This is a genomic window from Bradyrhizobium sp. BR2003, from assembly GCF_009720285.1.
Taxonomy (GTDB): Bacteria; Pseudomonadota; Alphaproteobacteria; order Rhizobiales; family Xanthobacteraceae; genus Bradyrhizobium; species Bradyrhizobium elkanii.
The window spans coordinates 152266-170315 of sequence record NZ_SMYJ01000028.1 but is presented as its reverse complement, the minus strand read 5'-3'; the positions used below and the strand labels follow the sequence as shown (position 1 = coordinate 170315).

The following is an 18050-nucleotide window of genomic DNA, read 5'->3' as shown; positions in this document are numbered from 1 at the left end:
GCTGAGATGCACCTGAAAACCCTGTTTCACCTTGCCGTCGCCGCGACCGTCGCGTTCGGTTCGTCCAGCGCATGGGCGCAATCGGCCGCCGAGCCGGCCTATGGACCGGAGCTGCAGGGCTTCGACTATCCCTATCCGGTCGAGCATTATCGCTTCAGCTCGCAGGGGCAGGAGCTCGACATGGCCTATCTCGACGTCAAGCCGGCGACGCCGAACGGGCAGACCGCGGTGCTGCTGCACGGCAAGAATTTCTGCGCTGCGACCTGGGACGGCACCATCAAGGCGCTCAGCGGCGCCGGCTATCGCGTGATCGCGATGGACCAGATCGGCTTCTGCAAATCGAGCAAGCCGGAGCGCTATCAGTTCACCTTCCAGCAGCTTGCCGGCAACAGCCGCGCGCTGCTCGCTTCGCTCGGGATCGCGCATTCGATCATGGTCGGCCATTCGACCGGCGGCATGCTGGCGATGCGCTATGCGCTGATGTATCCGGAGGCAACCGACCAGCTGGTGCTGGTCGATCCGATCGGGCTGGAGGACTGGAAGGCCAAGGGCGTGCCGTGGCTCAGCCTCGACGGCTGGATGCAGCGCGAGACGCGCGTCACCGCCGACAGCATCCGCGCCTATGAGCGCGCCACCTATTACGCCGACACCTGGGATGCGTCCTACGAGACGTGGGTGCAGATGCTGGCCGGCATGTATCGCGGTCCGGGCCGCGCCGCCGTGGCGTCGAGCTCGGCGCGGCTCTACGACATGATCGCGACCCAGCCGGTGTTCTACGAGTTCGAGCAGATCAAGCCGCCGACGCTGCTCTTTGTCGGCGACAAGGACACCACCGCGATCGGCAAGGACACCGCGCCGCCGGAGATCCGCAAGACGCTCGGCAACTATCCGGTGCTGGGCAAGGAGGCCGCCAAGCGGATCCCGCATGCGCAGCTGATCGAATTCCCCGACCTCGGCCATTCGCCGCAGATCCAGGCGCCGGCACGCTTCCACGAGGCGCTGCTCGGCTGGCTGCAGCATCCGGAGACCGGCGCGACGCTGGTCAAATAGGGACGGTGAAACGAGCGAGCGACATCATGGCGACAGCCGAACTGGTCAGCGTGTTCACGGAGGATGGGCAGGGCGGCAATCCCTGTCCGATCGTGGTGGATGCAAGCGGCATGAGCGCCGCCGAGATGCAGGATATTGCGCGCCGCCACGGTCATGAATCCGGCTTCGTGTTGCCGGCGCAGAGCGACGACTTCGACGCCACGTTCCGCTTCTTCGTTCCGAACCACGAAATGGAAATGTGCGGCCACGCCACCATCGGTGCGCTCTGGTTGCTTGCGCGCCAGGGAAGGCTGCCGGGCGACACCGTCCGGATCTCGACGCGCAGCGGTCCGGTCACCGGCTTCATCAGCCGTGATCGTCACGGCGAGCCCAGTGTCGAGATCACCCAGCCGGTCGGGAAGACCGTTCCGCTCACCACGGGGCAACGCGATGACGTGCTGCGGGCGCTCGCGGTCGGGCCGGAAGCGATCGACGCGGCAACACCGTGCAATGCCGTCACATCGCGGATCAAGACGCTCGTTCCGATGCGCTCCCCCGAAGCGCTGAATGCGCTCGATCCCGCGATGGGGGACGTCGAGGCGGTCTGCGGCCGGATCGGATCGACCGGTCTCTATCCATTCGCCGTGATCGACCGAAACGCTCGCCTGTTCGAGGCACGGCAATTCCCGCGCTCCTCCGGCTATCGGGAGGATGCCGCAACCGGCATTGCGGCCGCGGCGCTGGCGTTCGGTCTGCTCGACTACGGTTTGGTCGCTCCTGATGACGGCGAGATCCGAATCCTGCAGGGCAGGGCAATGGGGCGCCTGTCCGAGATCCGGGTCCGCATCGGCTTCGCCGGCGGTCGTCCCGTCGGCTGCCTGCTTGGCGGCGATGTCGCGCTGATGGCCGCGCCGTCACTCTGAGCAGCCGCCAGCGCAAGGCAAGCCGGCTTCGCAAACAGCTTCGCAAGCAGCATCCCGGTCTAATCAGCGACTCGCCTGGCCCGCTCCTGCGCCTTGGCGTGCACCGGTGAGGATTTCCGCGCACCGGGGCCCGGATGGACGTGGACCGCCTTCGCGCTCAGCGGCTCGCCGCATTCCGAGCAGACCATGACGGGGTCGAACATCTTCTTGCAGGTCTTGTGTTCGTGCAGCATCGGCCGGCCGCGCGAATCGACCATGTGGACGTTGCCCCAGTGCACGATCGACATGATGATCGGATAGAGGTCGAGCCCCTTCTGCGTGAGGATATATTCGTAGCGCTTCGGCGCTTCCTGATAGGGAATCTTGCGCAGCACGCCGAACCGCACCAGCTTCTTCAGCCGGTCGGCAAGCAGATGCCGCGTGATCCCGAGCGACGCCTGGAAGTCATCGAACCTGCGGATGCGCAGGAAACATTCGCGCAGGACCAACAGGCTCCAGCGGTCGCCGATGACGGCCACCGTGCGGGCCACCGAGCACGGCTCCTCCTCGAGGGCATCCCATTTCATCAGCATCTCCTGCGGTCTGCGTCGACATCGCTAATTAAATTCTAAAACAGAACTAACATTATTTCAATAGGATGCCCTGCACGAAGCCACGGCTTGGTCATTGGATGACAAATATCATATTGACAGTTCTAAAATAGAACTTAAGGTCTCGGCTCGATCAACGCGGCGGCTGACGGTCGCCGGCAATCGAAGGGAAGGGCGTTCCATGGCTGCTCCGCTCAAGGTCGAATTCCATTTCGATTTTGGAAGTCCGAACGCCTATCTCGCGGAACTGGCGCTGCCCGGCATCGAGAAGCGCACCGGCGTGAAATTCGACTACATCCCGGTGCTGCTCGGCGGCGTCTACAAGGCGACCGGCAACATGTCGCCCGGCGAGTCGCTGCGCGGCATCAAGAACAAGCCCGAATACAACGCGCTCGAGACCGAGCGCTTCCTGCGCCGCCACAACATCACGACGTTCAGGACGAACCCGTTCTTTCCGGTCAACACGCTGATGCTGATGCGCGGCGTCGTCGCTGCCGATTTCGAAGGGCTGTTCGAGCCGTACTTTCGCGCCGCCTATCACCACATGTGGTCCGAGCCCAAGAAGATGGACGATCCGCAGGTGTTCCGCGAAGCGTTCCTGTCATCGGGCCTCGACATCGACCGCATCATAGCCCGCGCCCAGCAGGACGAGGTGAAGAAGAAGCTGATCGACAACACCAGCAACGCGGTGGCGCGCGGCTCGTTCGGCTCGCCGACCTTCTTTGTCGGCGACGAGATCTACTTCGGCAAGGACAAGCTGCGCGAGGTCGAGGACGAGATCGTCGCGCAGCTGGCCGCGGGGCAGCGCAAGACCGCCTGAGCGGGAAAGTTCCTCAAGACGACAAATCAGGCCCAAAGGGCTGTCACAGGGAGGTTTCAGTGCAGGCGTCGACCCAGTTTGAAGGAAGTGTGGAAGGCTTGCCGAACCGCATCCACGAGGTGATCGATCACCACCTCGGAGCGACGCCGGATCATCCGGCGCTGATCGACGACAAGACGCAGCTAACCTACCGCGAGCTCGATCGAACGGTCGGTCGCGTCGCGGAGGCGCTGCGGGCACTCGGCATCCGCGCCGGCGACCGCATGATGATCGTGAGCGAGAACTCGATTCCGCTGGCCTGCCTGCTGCTGGCGGCGAGCCGGCTCGATGTCTGGTCCATCGTGGTCAATCCGCGGCTCTCGCCGCGTGAATTGGATCAGATCAGGGATCACAGCGGCGCCCGCCGCGTGCTGCTGACCGCCGACGTCTCGCAGGAGGCGGCTACGCATGCCGCGCGCTACGAGGCGGCCGTGCAGGATGTCGGGCCGCTCCGCGGCATCGCCGTCACTGGCCTGAACCTGGCAACCGTGGCGGAGCCGGTCGAGGCCGACGGCGCCAATCAGGTTGCGGTCCTCATCTACACCTCCGGTACCACGGGCACGCCAAAGGGCGTGATGCTGACCCATCGCAATCTCCTGTTCAGCGCCCGGGCGACGGCAAGCTTCCGCAAGATGGCGGCCGATGACGTGCAGTATTGCGTGCTGCCGATCTCGCATATCGTCGGCATCTCGTTGCTGACGATGACCCTGATGATCGGCGCCACCGTGCGCCTGGTGGCGAAATACGATCCGGCCGCGCTGGTCAAGGCGATGGCCGAGGAGGGCATCACGATCCTGAACGGCGTGCCCGCGACCTACCAGCGTCTGCTCGAATATCGGCGCAATGCCGGCCTGCCGAAGCTCGATCGCGGCCGGTTGCGGGTGATCTCGGTGGCCGGCGCGCCGCTCGACCTCGATCTCAAATCACGGGTCGAGCAGGAGCTCGGGCTGCCGCTGCTCAACGGCTATGGCATCACCGAATGCTCGCCGGGCATCTCCGGCGTCCGGCCGGATAACCCGCGGGCCGACCATGCGGTCGGCACCGTGATGCCCGGCCTCGAAGCCAAGCTGGTCGGCCGCGACCTCAAGCCGGTTGCGGCAGGCGAAGTCGGTGAGCTCCATGTCCGCGGCCCCAACGTGATGCGCGGCTATTACCGCGCGCCCGACCTGACGGCGAAGGCGATCGATCCCGACGGCTGGTTCAATACCGGGGATCTGGCCCGCTTCGAGAATGATGCGCTCTACATCGTCGGGCGAACCAAGGAGATGATCATCCGCTCCGGGTTCAACGTCTATCCGGCCGAGATCGAGGCGGTGCTGAGCACGCACGACGCCGTGGTGCAGTGCGCCGTGGTCGGCCGGCCGGTCGAGGGCAATGAGGAGGTGGTCGCCTTCGTGCAGTTGATCAAGGGCTCGACAGCCACGGTACAGGACCTGATGGCCCATATTGCCCCGCAACTCACCTCGTACAAGCGGCCGTCGGAGATTATCCTGATGGACGCGCTGCCCGCGACATCGACGGGCAAGCTGCTGAAGCACAAGCTGGCGGAATCGCTGCGCGGCTGAGGCTGAGCCGTCGTCGCGAGCCAGTTCACTCAAACAAGACCGGAGTACACCATGCAGAAGCGAAACAGGACAGTGGCCGTCATTGGTGCCGGTGATTTCATCGGCGGCGAGATCGCCAAGAAGTTCGCCTCCGAGGGATTCACGATCTTCGCCGGCCGCCGCAACGGCGACAAGCTGGCGCCGCTGGTCAAGGAGATCGAGGCGGCCGGTGGCGAGATCCACGCGCGTTCGCTCGATGCGCGCAAGGAGGAGGAGATCACGGCCTTCCTCAACGACGCCGACAAGCATGCGCCGCTGGAGGTCTGCATCTTCAATATCGGCGCCAACGTCAATTTCCCGATCCTGGAGACCACCGAGCGCGTGTTCCGCAAGGTCTGGGAGATGGCTTGCTATTCAGGCTTCCTGGCCGGTCGCGAGGCGGCGCGGCTGATGATGCCGCGCGGTGAGGGCAACATCTTCTTCACCGGCGCCACCGCCTCGCTCCGCGGCGGCAGCGGCTATGCCGCCTTTGCCAGCGCCAAGTTCGGCTTGCGCGCCGTGGCGCAGGCGATGGCCCGCGAGCTCGGCCCGAAGAACATCCATGTCGCGCATCTGATCATCGATTCCGGTGTCGACACCGAATGGGTGCGGCAGCGCCGCATCGAGGCGCTCGGCCCGAACGCGCTCGACAATCCCGATCTCTTGATGCCGCCGGCATCGGTCGCGGGCGCCTATTGGCAGCTCTATCAGCAGCCGAAGAGCGCCTGGACCTTCGAGTTGGAAATCCGGCCCTTCGGCGAGAAGTGGTAGGGAGCACTGCAGATGGAGCTCGCGCTATCCCCTGAAGATGCGGCGTTCCGCGATGAGGTTCGCGCCTTCATCAAGGACAATTATCCGGCGGAGATGCGCGTCGCCAATCCGGAGACCGATCTTTCGAAGGAGCAGATGCTGCTGTGGCATCGCATCCTGCACGACAAGGGCTGGATCGCGCCGCTCTGGCCAAAAGAATACGGCGGGCCCGGCTGGTCGATCACCCGCCGCTTCATCTTCGAGCAGGAGACGACGCGCGCCGGCACGATGCCGCCACTGGCATTCAGCGTCACCATGGTCGGCCCGGTCATCTACACCTTCGGCAACGATGCGCAGAAGAAGAAGTTCTTGCCGCGTATCCTGTCCGGCGAGGACTGGTGGTGCCAGGGCTATTCGGAGCCGGGCTCCGGCTCCGACCTCGCCACCGTGCGCACCAAGGCGGTGCGCGACGGCGACCATTACATCGTCAACGGCCACAAGACCTGGACCACGCTGGCGCAGCACGCCGACTGGATCTTTTGCCTGGTTCGTACCGATCCCGCAGCCAAGCCGCAGTCCGGCATTTCCTTCCTCTTGATCGACATGAAGTCGCCGGGCGTTACCGTGCGCCCGATCATCACCATCGACGGCTCGCACGAGGTCAACGACGTGTTCCTGGAGAACGTGCGTGTCCCCGCCGAGAACCTGATCGGTGAGGAAAACAAGGGCTGGACCTACGCCAAATTCCTGCTCGGCAACGAGCGCACCAGCATGGCCGGCATCGGCCGCTCGACACGCTATCTCGAACGGTTGAAGAGGATCGTCAAAGCGGAGATTCCGGAAGACGATCCGGCGCATCTGGAGTTCATCAGGGACATCGCCCGCGTCGAGCTCGATGTGCTGGCGCTGGAGGCGACCGAGCTTCGCGTCGTCGCCCAGATGGCGCGCGGCATCGACCCGGGACCGGCGGCGTCGCTGTTCAAAATCCGCGGCACCGAAATCTTCCAGGATATCACCGAGCTGACGCATCGGGCGATCGGCAATTACGGGCTCGCGATCCGCGAGCATCCGGTCAGCGCCAACCACTTCATGCCGGGCCCCGACTACAGCCACACCGCGTCTGAGAAATATCTGAACTCGCGCAAGCTCTCGATCTACGGCGGGTCGAACGAGATCCAGCGCAACATCATCGCCAAGGCAGTGCTTGGGCTCTAGCAACCGCGCGAGAGGATCGGATGGATATCCAGTTCACGGAAGAGCAGGAATTGTTGCGGTCCAGCGTCCAGCGGCTGCTGCGCGACCAGTATGATTTCGATGCCCGGCGCAAGATCGTCGCGAGCGAGGAGAGCTTTGGCCGCCAGCAATGGGCTGAATTCGCCGAGCTCGGCCTGCTCGCCGCGCCGTTCTCGGAAGCGGTCGGCGGGCTCGGCGGCGGGCCGCTGTCGACCATGATCATCATGCAGGAGTTCGGCCGGCACCTTGTCGTGGAGCCGTTCGTCGAGACGGTCGTCGTCGCGGGTAGCTTGATCGAGCAGGCCGGTTCCGACGCGCAGAGGCAAGCGTTCATTGCCGACATCATCGCAGGCACGAAGCTTTGGGCGCTGGCCTGGACCGAGAAGGGCTCGCGCTTCGATCTCGCCACCGTCACCACCACGGCGCGCCGCGAGGGCGACGGTTATGTCCTCACCGGCGAGAAGACGGCGGTGCTGGCCGCGCCGTGGGCGGACTATCTGATCGTCTCCGCGCGCACCTCGGGCCATCGCCATGATCGTGGCGGGGTCAGCCTGTTCGTGGTCGATCGCCGGGCGGCCAATCTCGACCTGCAAAGCTTCAAGACGATCGATGGCCGGCGGGCGGCCGAGATCAGCCTGCGCGGCGTGCGCGCGGAATTGCTCGGCAAGGAGGGCGAGGGCGTCGCCGCGCTGGAGGCCTGCCGCAACCGCGCCATCGGCGCGCTCTGCGCCGAGGCGGTCGGCGCGATCGGCGAACTGAACGCGGCGACCCTGGACTATTCCAAGACGCGAAAGCAGTTCGGCGTCGCGATCGGCAGCTTCCAGGTGCTGCAGCACCGGATGGTCGACATGTTCATCGCGCATCAGGAGGCGTTGTCGCTGATGCAGCACCTCAGCCTCAGTCTCAGCGACGACGAGGCCGGCGTCTCCCGGTTGGCATCCGGTGCAAAATCCAAGATCGGTTATGCCGGGAAATTCGTCGCCGATCAGGCGGTGCAGCTGCACGGCGGCATGGGCATGACCGACGAGCTCAATGTCGGCCACTACTTCAAGCGGATTTCCTCCATCAACATCCAGTTCGGCGATCCCGCCTACCACGTGCTGCGCTATGCGCAGCTCGACGCGGTCGCTTAAAGCCAGAGAGGCAAGCATGTCACAGGATGCAGTCATCGTTTCCACCGCGCGCACCGGCGTCGGCAAGGCCTATCGCGGCGCGCTGAACAACACCGACGGCCCGACTTTGGCCGGCCATGTGATGGCCGAAGCGGTGAAGCGCGCCGGCATCGCGCCTGATGAGGTCGAGGACGTGGTGATGGGCTGCGCCATGCAGCAGGGCACCATGGTGATGAACGTCGCGCGCAAGGGGGCCATCCGCGCCGGGCTGCCGGTGACGGTCGCCGGCACCACCATCGACCGGCAATGCGCCTCCGGGCTGCAGGCGATCGCGGTCGCCGCCCGCTCGGTGATATCAGACGGCGTCGAGATCGCGATCGGCGGCGGCATCGAGTCGATCAGCCTGGTGCAGAACGAGCACATGAACCGCTTCCATGCCGTCGACGACGAGCTGATGGCAATGAAGTCCGAGATGTACATGTCGATGCTGGAGACCGCCGAGGTCGTCGCCGAGCGTTACCGGATCGGCCGCGACAAGCAGGACGAATACAGCCTGGAGTGCCAGCGCCGCGTCGGCGCCGCGCTGCAGGGCGGCCGCTTCAACGACGAGATCGTGCCGATCACCACCAAAATGGCCGTGGTCAACAAGGACACCAGGGACGTCAGCTACCAGCAAGTGACGCTGGCGAAGGATGAAGGTCCGCGGCCCGATACCACGGCGGACGGGCTCGCCAAGATCAAGCCGGTGTTCGAGGGCAAGACCATCAGCGCCGGCAATGCCAGCCAGCTCTCGGATGGCGCCTCGGCCTGCGTGATCATGAGCGACAAGGTCGCCGCGCAGAAGGGCCTGAAGCCGCTCGGCATCTTCCGCGGCTTCGTCGCCGCCGGCGTCGAGCCGGACGAGATGGGCGTCGGCCCGGTCGCCGCGATTCCGCGGCTGTTGAAACGGCATAACCTCAAGATCGACGACATCGATCTCTGGGAGCTCAACGAGGCCTACGCGGTGCAGGTCATCTATTGCCGCGACAAGCTTGGCATCGATCCGGACAAGCTCAACGTCAACGGCGGCTCGATCGCGATCGGCCATCCCTATGGCATGACCGGGGCGCGGCTCACCGGCCACCTCTTGATCGAGGGCCGCCGGCGCAAGGCGAAATACGGCGTGGTGACCATGTGCATCGGCGGCGGCATGGGCGCGGCGGGCCTGTTCGAAATCGTCCACTGATCGGCAACGCGGGAGAGACTTGTGAAGACAGCAATCACTGAACTGTTCGGCATCCAGCATCCGATCATCCAGGGCGGCATGCATTATGTCGGCTTCGCCGAGATGGCGGCGGCGGTGTCCAACGCCGGGGGCCTCGGCATCATCACCGGCCTGACCCAGAGGACGCCGGAGCTGCTGGCGAAGGAGATCGCGCGCTGCCGCGACATGACCGACAAGCCGATCGGCGTGAATCTGACCTTCCTGCCGAGCTTCACCGCGCCGCCCTATCCGGAATATATCGCTGTCATCCGCGAGGGCGGCGTCAAGGCGGTGGAGACCGCGGGCCGCAGCCCGGAGCAGTACATGCCGGCGCTGAAGGCGGCCGGAATCAAGGTGATCCACAAATGCACCTCGGTGCGGCATTCGCTGAAGGCCGAGAAGATCGGCTGCGACGCCGTCAGCGTCGACGGTTTCGAGTGCGGCGGCCATCCCGGCGAGGACGACATCCCGAACATGATCCTGCTGCCGCGCGCGGCGGACGAATTGAAGATCCCGTTCGTCGCCTCGGGCGGCATGGCGGACGCACGCAGCCTTGTCGCCGCGCTGTCGATGGGCGCGGCCGGCATGAACATGGGCACCCGCTTCATCGCGACCAAGGAAGCGCCGGTTCATCCCAATGTGAAGCAGGCGCTGCTCGACGCCGACGAGCTCGATACGCGCCTGGTGATGCGCGCGCTGCGCAACACCGAGCGGGTTCTGAAGAACAAGGGCGTCGATGAGCTGCTCGAGATCGAGCGCGAGAAGGGCGCCAAGCTGAAGATCGAGGACATCCACGAGCAGGTCGCCGGCGTCTACCCGAAGGTGATGATCGACGGCGAGATGGATGCCGGCGCCTGGAGCTGCGGCATGGTGGTCGGCCTGATCAACGACATTCCGACCGTCAAGGAGCTGATCGACCGCATCATGACCGAGGCCGAAGCGATCATCCGGCAGCGGTTGACCGGCTTCCTCGACGGCAAATTCGAAACCACGCCGGCCCGCGCGGTCGCCTGACGGGAGAGTGCCATGACCGAGCATGTCAAGGTTGAGATCGCCGCCGGCGTCATGACGCTGACCTTGCAGCGGCCGGAGAAGAAGAACGCGCTGACCGGCGCGATGTATGACGCGATGTCGCACGCGCTGAAGCAGGCCGAGGCGGATCCGGCCGTCCGCGTCATCCTGTTCCAGGGCGATGGCGACAGCTTCACCGCGGGCAATGATCTGGCCGACTTCGCGAGCCAGGCACGCGGCGAGAGCGCGGTCGACAGCCCGGCCCATCGCTTCATCGAGACCATCAGCAAGGCTGGCAAGCCGTTGGTTGCGGCCGTGCAGGGCAATGCGGTCGGCGTCGGAACCACCATGCTGCTGCATTGTGACCTGGTCTATCTCGCCGAGAACGCGCGGCTGATCACGCCCTTCGTCAACCTCGCGCTGGTGCCGGAGGCGGCGTCGAGCTGGCTGCTTCCCTTAAGGATCGGGCATGCGCGCGCCTATGCGATGTTCGCGCTCGGCGAACCGATGGACGCGCAGGGCGCGCTGGCATCGGGCCTCGCCAATGCCGTGGTGCCGCAGAGCGAGTTGCGCAAGAAGGCGCATGACGCGGCGATCGCGCTGACCAGGCGGCCGGCAGGGTCGCTCAGCATGACCAAGAAGCTGATGCGCGAGCAGCAACGGATCGCGGCGCAGATCGCCGAGGAAGGCGTGCTGTTCAAGGAGCGGTTGACGACGCCGGAGGCACGCGAGGCCTTCGCCGCCTTCGCCGAACGGCGTCAGCCTGATTTCACCAAGCTGCCGGCCTGACAACCGGGAATTCACGGACACATCGAGGGAGTGAAAGCATGCGCGTCACCGGCAGCCATCAATACCCGACCATGGAATCCGTGATCTACGGTAAGCCGGCGGCCGAAGCGCTGCGCGAGGAGGCCGAGCGGCTGGACGCCAGGCGCGTCTATCTGATCGTCAGCCGGACGTTGAACGCCACGACCGACGAGATCGAGAAGATCCGCAAAGCCCTCGGCGACCGCCATGCCGCGACCTTCGACGGCGTGCCGCAGCATACGACGCGGGACGTGGTGACCCAGATCGCGCGGCAAGCCAGCGAGGCCAAGGCGGACCTCGTCGTCGCGATCGGCGGCGGCTCGGTGGTCGATGCGGCGAAGATCGTGCTGATGTGCATGGAGCACGAGATCTTCGAACCTGATGGCCTCGACGGCTTCGAGACCACGCCGGACCGCCGCTTCGGACCGTTCCGCTCGCCGAAGGTCCGGATGATCGCGATCCCGAGCACGCTGTCCGGCGGCGAATACAATTCCGGCGCGCTGGTCACCGATTCCAGCCGCAAGCTGAAGCAGATCTTCAACCATCCGATGATGATGCCGCGCAGCATCATCCTCGATCCCGCGATCACGAAATATACGCCCGAGAAGCTCTGGCTCGGTTCCGGGACGCGGGCGATGGATCACGGCATCGAGGCGATCTGTTCCAGCCGCCCCAACGTGCTGGTCGATGCGGCGTGCCAGCAGGGGCTGCGCTACCTGCGCGACGGCCTGCTGCGCACCAAGGCCCACCCCGACGACACGGCGGCGCGGCTGAGCTGCCAGCTGGGCTCCTGGCTGTCGGCGTTCGGATTGCAGTCGCGGGTGCCGATGGGCGCCAGCCATGCCATCGGCCATGTGCTCGGCGGCACCTGCGACGTGCCGCATTATTTCTGCACGGCGGTGATGATGCCGAGCGTGCTGCGCTACAACCGCCCGGCGACGGAAGCCGCCCAGCAATCGATCGCCGCCGCGCTCGGCGCGCCGGGGCGCGATGCCGGCGAGGCGTTTGCGGCGTTCATCGCGGAGCTCGGCCTGCCGCGGCGTCTTGCCGATGTCGGCGTCGGCGAAGATCGCTTCGAGCTGATCGGCCGGAACGCCATGCTGTCGATCTTCACCCGCGCCAACCCGCAGCCGATCCGCGAGCCCGCCGACGTCGTCAAGATCCTGAAGCTCGCCGCCTGAGGCAACCGCAACCCGGAGCAGCCGCCATGGCCGCCTTGCGCATTTTCTCCTATCTGCCGAACCCGCGCGTCTGGAAGGCAACCATCGCGGCGCGGTTCTGCGGTGTCGATGTCGAGGTCAGGGGCGCCTCCGGCAAAGAGCTGCGCGACTGGTTGTGGGACTATGATGCCCGCCCGCTGGCGGAGCATGAGCGCGCCTCGCTGTCGTCGCTGGCACGAACCGGGCGTGCTGGCCTGACCGGCGCGCAGCTGTTCAAGACCGATGCGTTCATGGCGACGCAGCCGTTCGGCAATGTGCCGGCGGCATTCGGCGCCGACGGCAAGGTCGGGATATTCGAATCGAACAGCATCATGCGCGCGGTGGCGCGGCTCGGCGAGGCCGCGTTCCCGCTCTACGGGCGCGACGCCTATGAGGCGTCCAGGATCGACAGCTTTCTCGATGTCAGCCTGGTGTTCGCGCGGGACTCGCAAATCTATCTGCTGGCGTTATCGGGCGGCACCGTCGATGCGGCCATTCATGCGCGGGCCAGAGATGCGTTCGCGATCTACGCCTCCGGGATTGAGCAGGCGTTGTCCCCGGGGCGGGACACGCTGGTCGGCAACGGCATCTCGATGGCCGACATCTGCTTCGCCGCCGAACTCGCATTGTTCATGAACGAACACGCGCGGGCCGAGCAGTTGCGTAAGCAGGGATTGGCGAAGATCCTGCATCCGGGCGTGCAGGATGAGTATCCGCTGATGTTTGCCCACTTTGACCGCCTGGTCGCGCACGAGCATGTCGGGCCGGACCTCAAGCCTTATGTCGAGAAGCTGCTGTCGATGGCGGCCGCCTGACCATGAAGGCCACGGGACCGCAACGCGGAGGATTGATCGCATGACCGCACCTGTCTGTCTGATATCCGGCGTCGGGCCCGGCACCGGTTCGGCGCTCGCCAGGCGATTCACTGAGGGCGGCTACCGCGTCGCGCTGCTCGCCAGGAACGAGGCGCGCCTCGCCGCGCTCGAGCAGCAGCTGCCGGGCGCAAAGGCCTATCGGTGCGATGTGTCCGATCCCGCGCAGGTCGAGGCGGTGGCCTCCGCCGTGGAGCGCGATCTCGGTAATCCCGCCGTGGTCATTCATAACGCCGTCGGTGGGGCGTTCGGCACCTTCCGCGAGATCGATCCGGAGATTCTCAATCGCAACTTCCAGGTCAACACGATGGGACTATTGTACCTGGCAAGGCGGTTCGCGCCGGCGATGATCGGTGCGGGCAAGGGCGCCATCGTCGCGACCGGCAACACCTCGGCATTGCGCGGCAAGGCCGGCTTCGCAGGGTTCGCGCCGACCAAGGCCGCGCAGCGGATTCTCGCCGAGGCGATGGCCCGCGATCTCGGGCCGCAAGGCGTGCACGTCGCCTATCTCGTGATCGATGCCGTGATCGATCTGGAGTGGACGCGCAAGCGCTGGCCGGATCGGCCGGACGACTTCTTCATCAAGCCGAAAGCGATCGCGGACGAGGTCTGGCACGTCGCCCATCAGGATCGCAGCGCGTGGTCGTTCAATGTCGAGATCAGGCCGTTCGGCGAAGTCTGGTAGCGCCGCGCGCCGGTTGCAGGAATTGGTCGATTCATAAAAGCTCAGGAGGAATTTCATGCTGTTGACGACGTTTGCCGTGTCCGTTGCGATGCTCGCGGCGCTTGCCGCGGCTCCAGTCCGCGCCGAAACGCCGGGGGTGTCGGAGTCGGAAATCAAGGTCGGGGCGACGTTCCCGTTCAGCGGCCCGGCGTCTCCGCTCAGCAACACCGGCAGGGGCCTCATTGCCTACGTGCATTCCGTCAATGACCGCGGCGGCATCAACGGCCGCAAGATCAACCTCATCACCTATGACGATGCCTACACGCCGCCCAAGGCCGTGGAGCAGACCCGCAAGCTGATCGAGAGCGACGAGGTGGCGTTCCTGTTCAGCCCGCTCGGCACGCCCGGCATCGGCGCGACCATCAAATACGTCACCGCGAAGAAGGTGCCGCATCTGTTCGTCGTCAGTGGCGCGACCAAGTTTGCGAACTTCATCGAATTTCCGCTGACCACCACGGGGCTGCCGAGCTACAACACCGAAGGAAAGATCTACGCAAAATACATCACGCAGACGGCGCCCGACGCGAAGATCGCGATTCTCTACCAGAACGACGATCTCGGCCGCGATTTCGTGGCCGCGTTCAAGGAGGTACTGAAGGCCGATTTCGACAAGAAGGTGGTGACGTCGCCCTATGAAGTTACCGAGCCGACCATTGAATCCCGCGTGGTGACGTTGAAGGCGTCGGGCGCGCAGGCGTTCCTGATCGCCGGCACGCCGAAATTCGCGGCCCAGGCGATCAAGAAGGCAAACGAGATCGGCTGGTCGCCGCTGACCATCGTCAACTACGTGTCGAGCTCGGTGTCCGCGACCATCGTGCCGGCGGGAGCCGACAAGGCGGTGGGCGTTGTCGTGGCGACCATCACCAAAGATCCGAACGACAAGAAGTGGGCCGACGATTCCGGCATGAAATGGTATCGCGCCCATTTCGAGAAATATCTTCCCGGCGCCGACATCGGCGACAACAATTATCTGTTCGGCACCCAGCAGGGTCAGATCCTGGAACAGGTGCTGAAGCAGTGCGGCGACGACCTGTCGCGCGAGAACATCGTGAAGCAGGCGCGCAACATCAGGGGGCTCGTGCTGCCGACCCTGATGCCGGGCATCGCGATCAACACAGGTCCGGACAACAGCATGGCCTATACGCAGCTGCAGCTGCAACGCTGGACCGGAAGCTCTTGGGAGCAGTTCGGCGGCGTGCTGAGCGCCGACCTGAACTGAACCGGGTCGATCGCCAACGAGGCGCTAGTGCAGCCGGCGTGCGATCGGCTTCGCCAGCGTGCCTCGCCACTCCCGCTGCGCCGACCGGTCGCTCGACCGCAGGCTATTCAGCAACGCGGTGGTCTTCGGCTGCACCCGCGAGCCGTCGATCACCTCGAGCTGGCCGCAGCGGTTGAGCGTGTGCAGCTTGCGTCCGGTCCACAGCGGCCCGGGTTTGAGCAGATGGCGCACGGCCTGCCGGTAGGTCGTCGGCGACAGTTCGAGCACTTCCGCAAGTCCGAGCGCCGCGCCGTATCCGTTGGTGCAGTCCTGCACCGGCCGCCACAGCTTGCCATTGATGGTCACGAAATTGCCGGCCGGCCGCGTCGTCGTGCGATCCATCAGGATCGGATTGCTTGCATGCGGCCGCCAGGGGCCGAACAACTGCTCGGCGTAATAGATCGCCAGCGTGTCGGAATATCCGCCGGTGCCGTCGCGCCAGGCGCCGAACATGTAATAGAGGCCGTCATGCTGCGTGATGGTCGCGTCGGCGAGTTCGAGCCCGGCCAACAGCGTGCCTTGCCGTTCCCACTTGTCGGGAAAGCGGACGCATTTGTAGATCGGGACATCCCGATGCGCGGTGCTTTCCGGGATCATCCACAGTTCGCCGCTGTTCTCGATCAGGAACGGGTAGGACAGGTGCCACGGCTCTTCGAGCACAGGCAGCACCGTGCCGACCGGTCCGGTGCCGTCGAATTCGATCGCGGAGATGATGCCCTTGCCGGTGCGGTGGTCGAGGTCCTCGAAGAACACGAAGGTCCTGCCCTGCCATTTCACCGGGACGGGATCGGCATAGAAGTGATTGCCGGGATCGCCGAGCACGTTCCAGGCAGGTCCCGACAGGTCACCGGTCCGCCAGACATCCGCGTTGTCGGCGTAGCGCCATCCGACATGCCAATGCGGCGCGTAGCAGCAGAGACGGTAGATTTCCTTCGCGATCGAGGTCGCGACGCCGCGCAGGACAAAAGGCGCGGGATTTCGCGGCGCGCTGCCGGCCGCGGGCGCAGCCAGTTGCGGGACCAGCCGCGGAGCGCCCGACAGGATCGGCGGCAGCATGGAAAGCGTGCGCGCCATGACCGTTTCGAGCCCGCCGCTCAGGCCGGCGGCGATTTCCGCTGAGGGATGGCCGCGGTCCATCACCATGCCGTCGAGCTCGTTGACGATCTCAATCACCGGCAGGTCGCCGGCGAGAATGGCGGCCAGTGCGGCGGTTTCTCCGACCTGTCCGTTGAAGCGTGGCCGGAGATAGAGCCCGGCGGAGCAGTTCGGGTCTCGCTCGGCCGTGGTGAAGTCGACCACCGCGTCGGGGTTGCCCATGCGCGGCCGTTCCGCAATCGTCTTCAGCCTGTCGGCGCCGCCCGCCTTGCCCTTGCGCAGCACGATACGTTCGAGCTCGAACAGCATGTCGAGGCCGGCGGGCCCCGGCCCCGGCGTCGTAGTCCAGGCGATTTGAACGGGAATATCCTGATCGCTGACGCGCAGCGTCTCGCGACGCATCCAGAGCCGCGCCTGCGCACGATCGCAGCGAAACTCGATAATCATGTCCAGCCCAATTTCCTAGTGCGCGTCCACTCCCACGGCATTGCCGAGAATGCGGACGTATTCCTCTATCATGGCATCCAACGAATAGCGCGACTTCAGACCCACGGCGCTTTGCCGCAGCTGGTCGCTCAACAAACGATCGGTCAGGACCTTCGACACGGCGGCCGAAAACTCGACCTCGTTCGCCGCGTCGACGAAAACCGCCGCCGGCTGCCCTTGGTAGGACAGCACCTCGCGCAGCACGGGCAGATCGTTGACGACGCAGGGAATGCCGGCGCTCGCGGCTTCCACCGCGGCGAGGCCGAAGGTTTCGGCCTGCGTCGGGAAGACGAAGACGTCGAGGCAGGCCAGGAAATCGGCCATCTGGCGCGGTGGAATCTCGCCGATGAAGTGCAGCCGGTCCGAGACTTTCAGCTCGTTCGCCAGGGCTCGCAGCCGATCCTCATCCGCGCCTTGTCCGGCGAGGGCAAGATGCCAGGATTGATCGGCGGCCAGCAGGCGAATTGCCGCATCGAGCCGCTTGTGCGGATGCAGCCTTGCCGCGCAGCCGAGCAGCGTGCGATCCGGCGGCAGCTTGAGCTGCTGCCGCGCGACGTCCTTCGGCAGGCTGTGCGACTTGTCGTCGAAGCCATGCGGGACGTGCGTCATGCGCGAGCGATACGGCGCAGGATAGCGGGCGTATTCACGTTCCATGTCGCGCGAATTCAGCGTGATGCACTGGAAGAAGCCGGTCGAGCCCATGATGATGTCGGCGGCGCGCACCGGCATGCTCATCGACATCGCCGAGGACACCTGATTGGCGATCACCGGGGCGCGGCTGACGAGGCGCGACACGCCTCCGCCGATCACATTGCCGAAGTGCTGGAAGGTCAGCACTACATCGGGCCTGATGGTCTTGAGGTGACCGGCGAGCGTCCACAGCATCCGCAGCAGCGCCGGCGGATTTCCCGGGCGGCTCGGCGCGCAATAGAATGTATTGGGCGGCTCGTCGAAGGAATCCGATTTGCGGAAGAAGAACAGGTTGGCGACGTCGTAGCCGCGCGCGCTGAGGCCCGCACCGAGCAGCCGCGATATCTCCTGCGCGCCGGCGTTCTCGGCCTGGGTCTGCACCAGGACGACGCGTAGCTTTGGCTTGCTCTGGTTCGATTGATTGCGCGATGCGGTCGATGCCCCGCGCAATTCTGTGCTTGGCCTGTAATGGAGCACGGCTTCCTCACCCGTCGAAGGAATGGAGTCGTCTCCCTCGATATTGCGCGCGTGCTTATCACGCGAAGCGCGCTCGTACACCGAGTAGCGCGTGTTGAGGTTACTGCTC

17 protein-coding genes are annotated in these 18050 nt (G+C 65.2%); 14 read left to right on the top strand and 3 right to left on the bottom strand.

Translation table 11 applies throughout. From position 1 onward, the window contains the following. Nucleotides 1-6: 6 nt before the first annotated feature. Nucleotides 7-1050 carry an alpha/beta fold hydrolase gene (locus E2I15_RS23160; protein WP_137478039.1) on the top strand — a complete coding sequence of 348 codons (1044 nt, stop codon included), beginning with the start codon at nt 7-9 and terminating at the stop codon, nt 1048-1050. A gap of 26 nt (nt 1051-1076) precedes the next feature. Further along, entirely contained in the window at nt 1077-1952 is an 876-nt protein-coding gene (locus tag E2I15_RS23155) for a PhzF family phenazine biosynthesis protein (protein ID WP_137478038.1), read from the top strand. A 59-nt stretch (nt 1953-2011) separates the two neighbouring features. Here E2I15_RS23155 and E2I15_RS23150 read toward each other — a convergent pair whose 3' ends face one another. Beyond that, nucleotides 2012-2518: a winged helix-turn-helix transcriptional regulator gene (locus tag E2I15_RS23150; RefSeq protein WP_170991457.1), complete on the bottom strand. Its 507-nt coding sequence runs from the start codon at nt 2516-2518 to the stop codon at nt 2012-2014. Nucleotides 2519-2723: 205 nt separating this feature from the next. Here E2I15_RS23150 and E2I15_RS23145 point away from each other — a divergent pair, with 205 nt between their 5' ends. The 12 genes from E2I15_RS23145 to E2I15_RS23090 are packed head-to-tail and all read left to right on the top strand — an operon-like array spanning nt 2724 to nt 15154. Beyond that, on the top strand, nt 2724-3362 hold the full coding sequence (locus E2I15_RS23145) for a 2-hydroxychromene-2-carboxylate isomerase (RefSeq protein ID WP_137478036.1): 639 nt from the start codon (nt 2724-2726) through the stop codon (nt 3360-3362). Between the two features lie 59 nt (nt 3363-3421). Further along, nucleotides 3422-4966 (top strand): class I adenylate-forming enzyme family protein, encoded by a 1545-nt coding sequence (locus E2I15_RS23140; protein ID WP_246667987.1) that lies wholly within the window; start codon nt 3422-3424, stop codon nt 4964-4966. A 51-nt stretch (nt 4967-5017) separates the two neighbouring features. Beyond that, complete coding sequence (locus E2I15_RS23135) at nt 5018-5755, top strand: SDR family oxidoreductase (protein WP_016845326.1); 738 nt, start codon at nt 5018-5020, stop codon at nt 5753-5755. Between the two features lie 12 nt (nt 5756-5767). Continuing rightward, nucleotides 5768-6949: an acyl-CoA dehydrogenase family protein gene (locus E2I15_RS23130; RefSeq protein ID WP_137478035.1), complete on the top strand. Its 1182-nt coding sequence runs from the start codon at nt 5768-5770 to the stop codon at nt 6947-6949. A 20-nt stretch (nt 6950-6969) separates the two neighbouring features. Then, the gene (locus E2I15_RS23125; RefSeq protein WP_137478034.1) at nt 6970-8100 is read left to right on the top strand and encodes an acyl-CoA dehydrogenase family protein; all 1131 of its coding nucleotides are present in this window, start codon (nt 6970-6972) and stop codon (nt 8098-8100) included. 16 nt (nt 8101-8116) lie between these two features. Then, complete coding sequence (locus E2I15_RS23120) at nt 8117-9304, top strand: acetyl-CoA C-acyltransferase (protein ID WP_137478033.1); 1188 nt, start codon at nt 8117-8119, stop codon at nt 9302-9304. Between the two features lie 21 nt (nt 9305-9325). Then, the gene (locus tag E2I15_RS23115; RefSeq protein WP_137478032.1) at nt 9326-10336 is read left to right on the top strand and encodes an NAD(P)H-dependent flavin oxidoreductase; all 1011 of its coding nucleotides are present in this window, start codon (nt 9326-9328) and stop codon (nt 10334-10336) included. Between the two features lie 12 nt (nt 10337-10348). Beyond that, nucleotides 10349-11122, top strand: a complete 774-nt coding sequence (locus E2I15_RS23110; RefSeq protein WP_137478031.1) for an enoyl-CoA hydratase-related protein — start codon at nt 10349-10351, stop codon at nt 11120-11122. A gap of 38 nt (nt 11123-11160) precedes the next feature. Next, nucleotides 11161-12321, top strand: coding sequence for an iron-containing alcohol dehydrogenase (locus tag E2I15_RS23105; protein WP_137478030.1), 1161 nt, complete (start codon nt 11161-11163; stop codon nt 12319-12321). Nucleotides 12322-12347: 26 nt separating this feature from the next. Then, nucleotides 12348-13154, top strand: a complete 807-nt coding sequence (locus tag E2I15_RS23100; RefSeq protein WP_137478029.1) for a glutathione S-transferase family protein — start codon at nt 12348-12350, stop codon at nt 13152-13154. Between the two features lie 40 nt (nt 13155-13194). Beyond that, entirely contained in the window at nt 13195-13896 is a 702-nt protein-coding gene (locus E2I15_RS23095; protein WP_137478028.1) for an SDR family NAD(P)-dependent oxidoreductase, read from the top strand. Nucleotides 13897-13951: 55 nt separating this feature from the next. Beyond that, on the top strand, nt 13952-15154 hold the full coding sequence (locus E2I15_RS23090; RefSeq protein WP_137478027.1) for an ABC transporter substrate-binding protein: 1203 nt from the start codon (nt 13952-13954) through the stop codon (nt 15152-15154). A gap of 24 nt (nt 15155-15178) precedes the next feature. Here E2I15_RS23090 and E2I15_RS23085 read toward each other — a convergent pair whose 3' ends face one another. Further along, on the bottom strand, nt 15179-16735 hold the full coding sequence (locus tag E2I15_RS23085; RefSeq protein ID WP_137478026.1) for a glucosamine inositolphosphorylceramide transferase family protein: 1557 nt from the start codon (nt 16733-16735) through the stop codon (nt 15179-15181). A 15-nt stretch (nt 16736-16750) separates the two neighbouring features. Continuing rightward, complete coding sequence (locus E2I15_RS23080) at nt 16751-17941, bottom strand: glycosyltransferase family 4 protein (RefSeq protein WP_137478234.1); 1191 nt, start codon at nt 17939-17941, stop codon at nt 16751-16753. Between the last annotated feature and the right edge of the window lie 109 nt (nt 17942-18050).

Bases quoted from the DNA above. Each gene is read 5' to 3' on its own strand.
- E2I15_RS23160 (WP_137478039.1), top strand. From the start codon at position 7: ATGCACCTGAAAACCCTGTTTCACCTTGCCGTCGCCGCGACCGTCGCG.
- E2I15_RS23155 (WP_137478038.1), top strand. From the start codon at position 1,077: ATGGCGACAGCCGAACTGGTCAGCGTGTTCACGGAGGATGGGCAGGGC.
- E2I15_RS23150 (WP_170991457.1), bottom strand. From the start codon at position 2,518: ATGAAATGGGATGCCCTCGAGGAGGAGCCGTGCTCGGTGGCCCGCACG.
- E2I15_RS23145 (WP_137478036.1), top strand. From the start codon at position 2,724: ATGGCTGCTCCGCTCAAGGTCGAATTCCATTTCGATTTTGGAAGTCCG.
- E2I15_RS23135 (WP_016845326.1), top strand. From the start codon at position 5,018: ATGCAGAAGCGAAACAGGACAGTGGCCGTCATTGGTGCCGGTGATTTC.
- E2I15_RS23130 (WP_137478035.1), top strand. From the start codon at position 5,768: ATGGAGCTCGCGCTATCCCCTGAAGATGCGGCGTTCCGCGATGAGGTT.
- E2I15_RS23125 (WP_137478034.1), top strand. From the start codon at position 6,970: ATGGATATCCAGTTCACGGAAGAGCAGGAATTGTTGCGGTCCAGCGTC.
- E2I15_RS23120 (WP_137478033.1), top strand. From the start codon at position 8,117: ATGTCACAGGATGCAGTCATCGTTTCCACCGCGCGCACCGGCGTCGGC.
- E2I15_RS23110 (WP_137478031.1), top strand. From the start codon at position 10,349: ATGACCGAGCATGTCAAGGTTGAGATCGCCGCCGGCGTCATGACGCTG.
- E2I15_RS23105 (WP_137478030.1), top strand. From the start codon at position 11,161: ATGCGCGTCACCGGCAGCCATCAATACCCGACCATGGAATCCGTGATC.
- E2I15_RS23100 (WP_137478029.1), top strand. From the start codon at position 12,348: ATGGCCGCCTTGCGCATTTTCTCCTATCTGCCGAACCCGCGCGTCTGG.
- E2I15_RS23095 (WP_137478028.1), top strand. From the start codon at position 13,195: ATGACCGCACCTGTCTGTCTGATATCCGGCGTCGGGCCCGGCACCGGT.
- E2I15_RS23090 (WP_137478027.1), top strand. From the start codon at position 13,952: ATGCTGTTGACGACGTTTGCCGTGTCCGTTGCGATGCTCGCGGCGCTT.
- E2I15_RS23085 (WP_137478026.1), bottom strand. From the start codon at position 16,735: ATGATTATCGAGTTTCGCTGCGATCGTGCGCAGGCGCGGCTCTGGATG.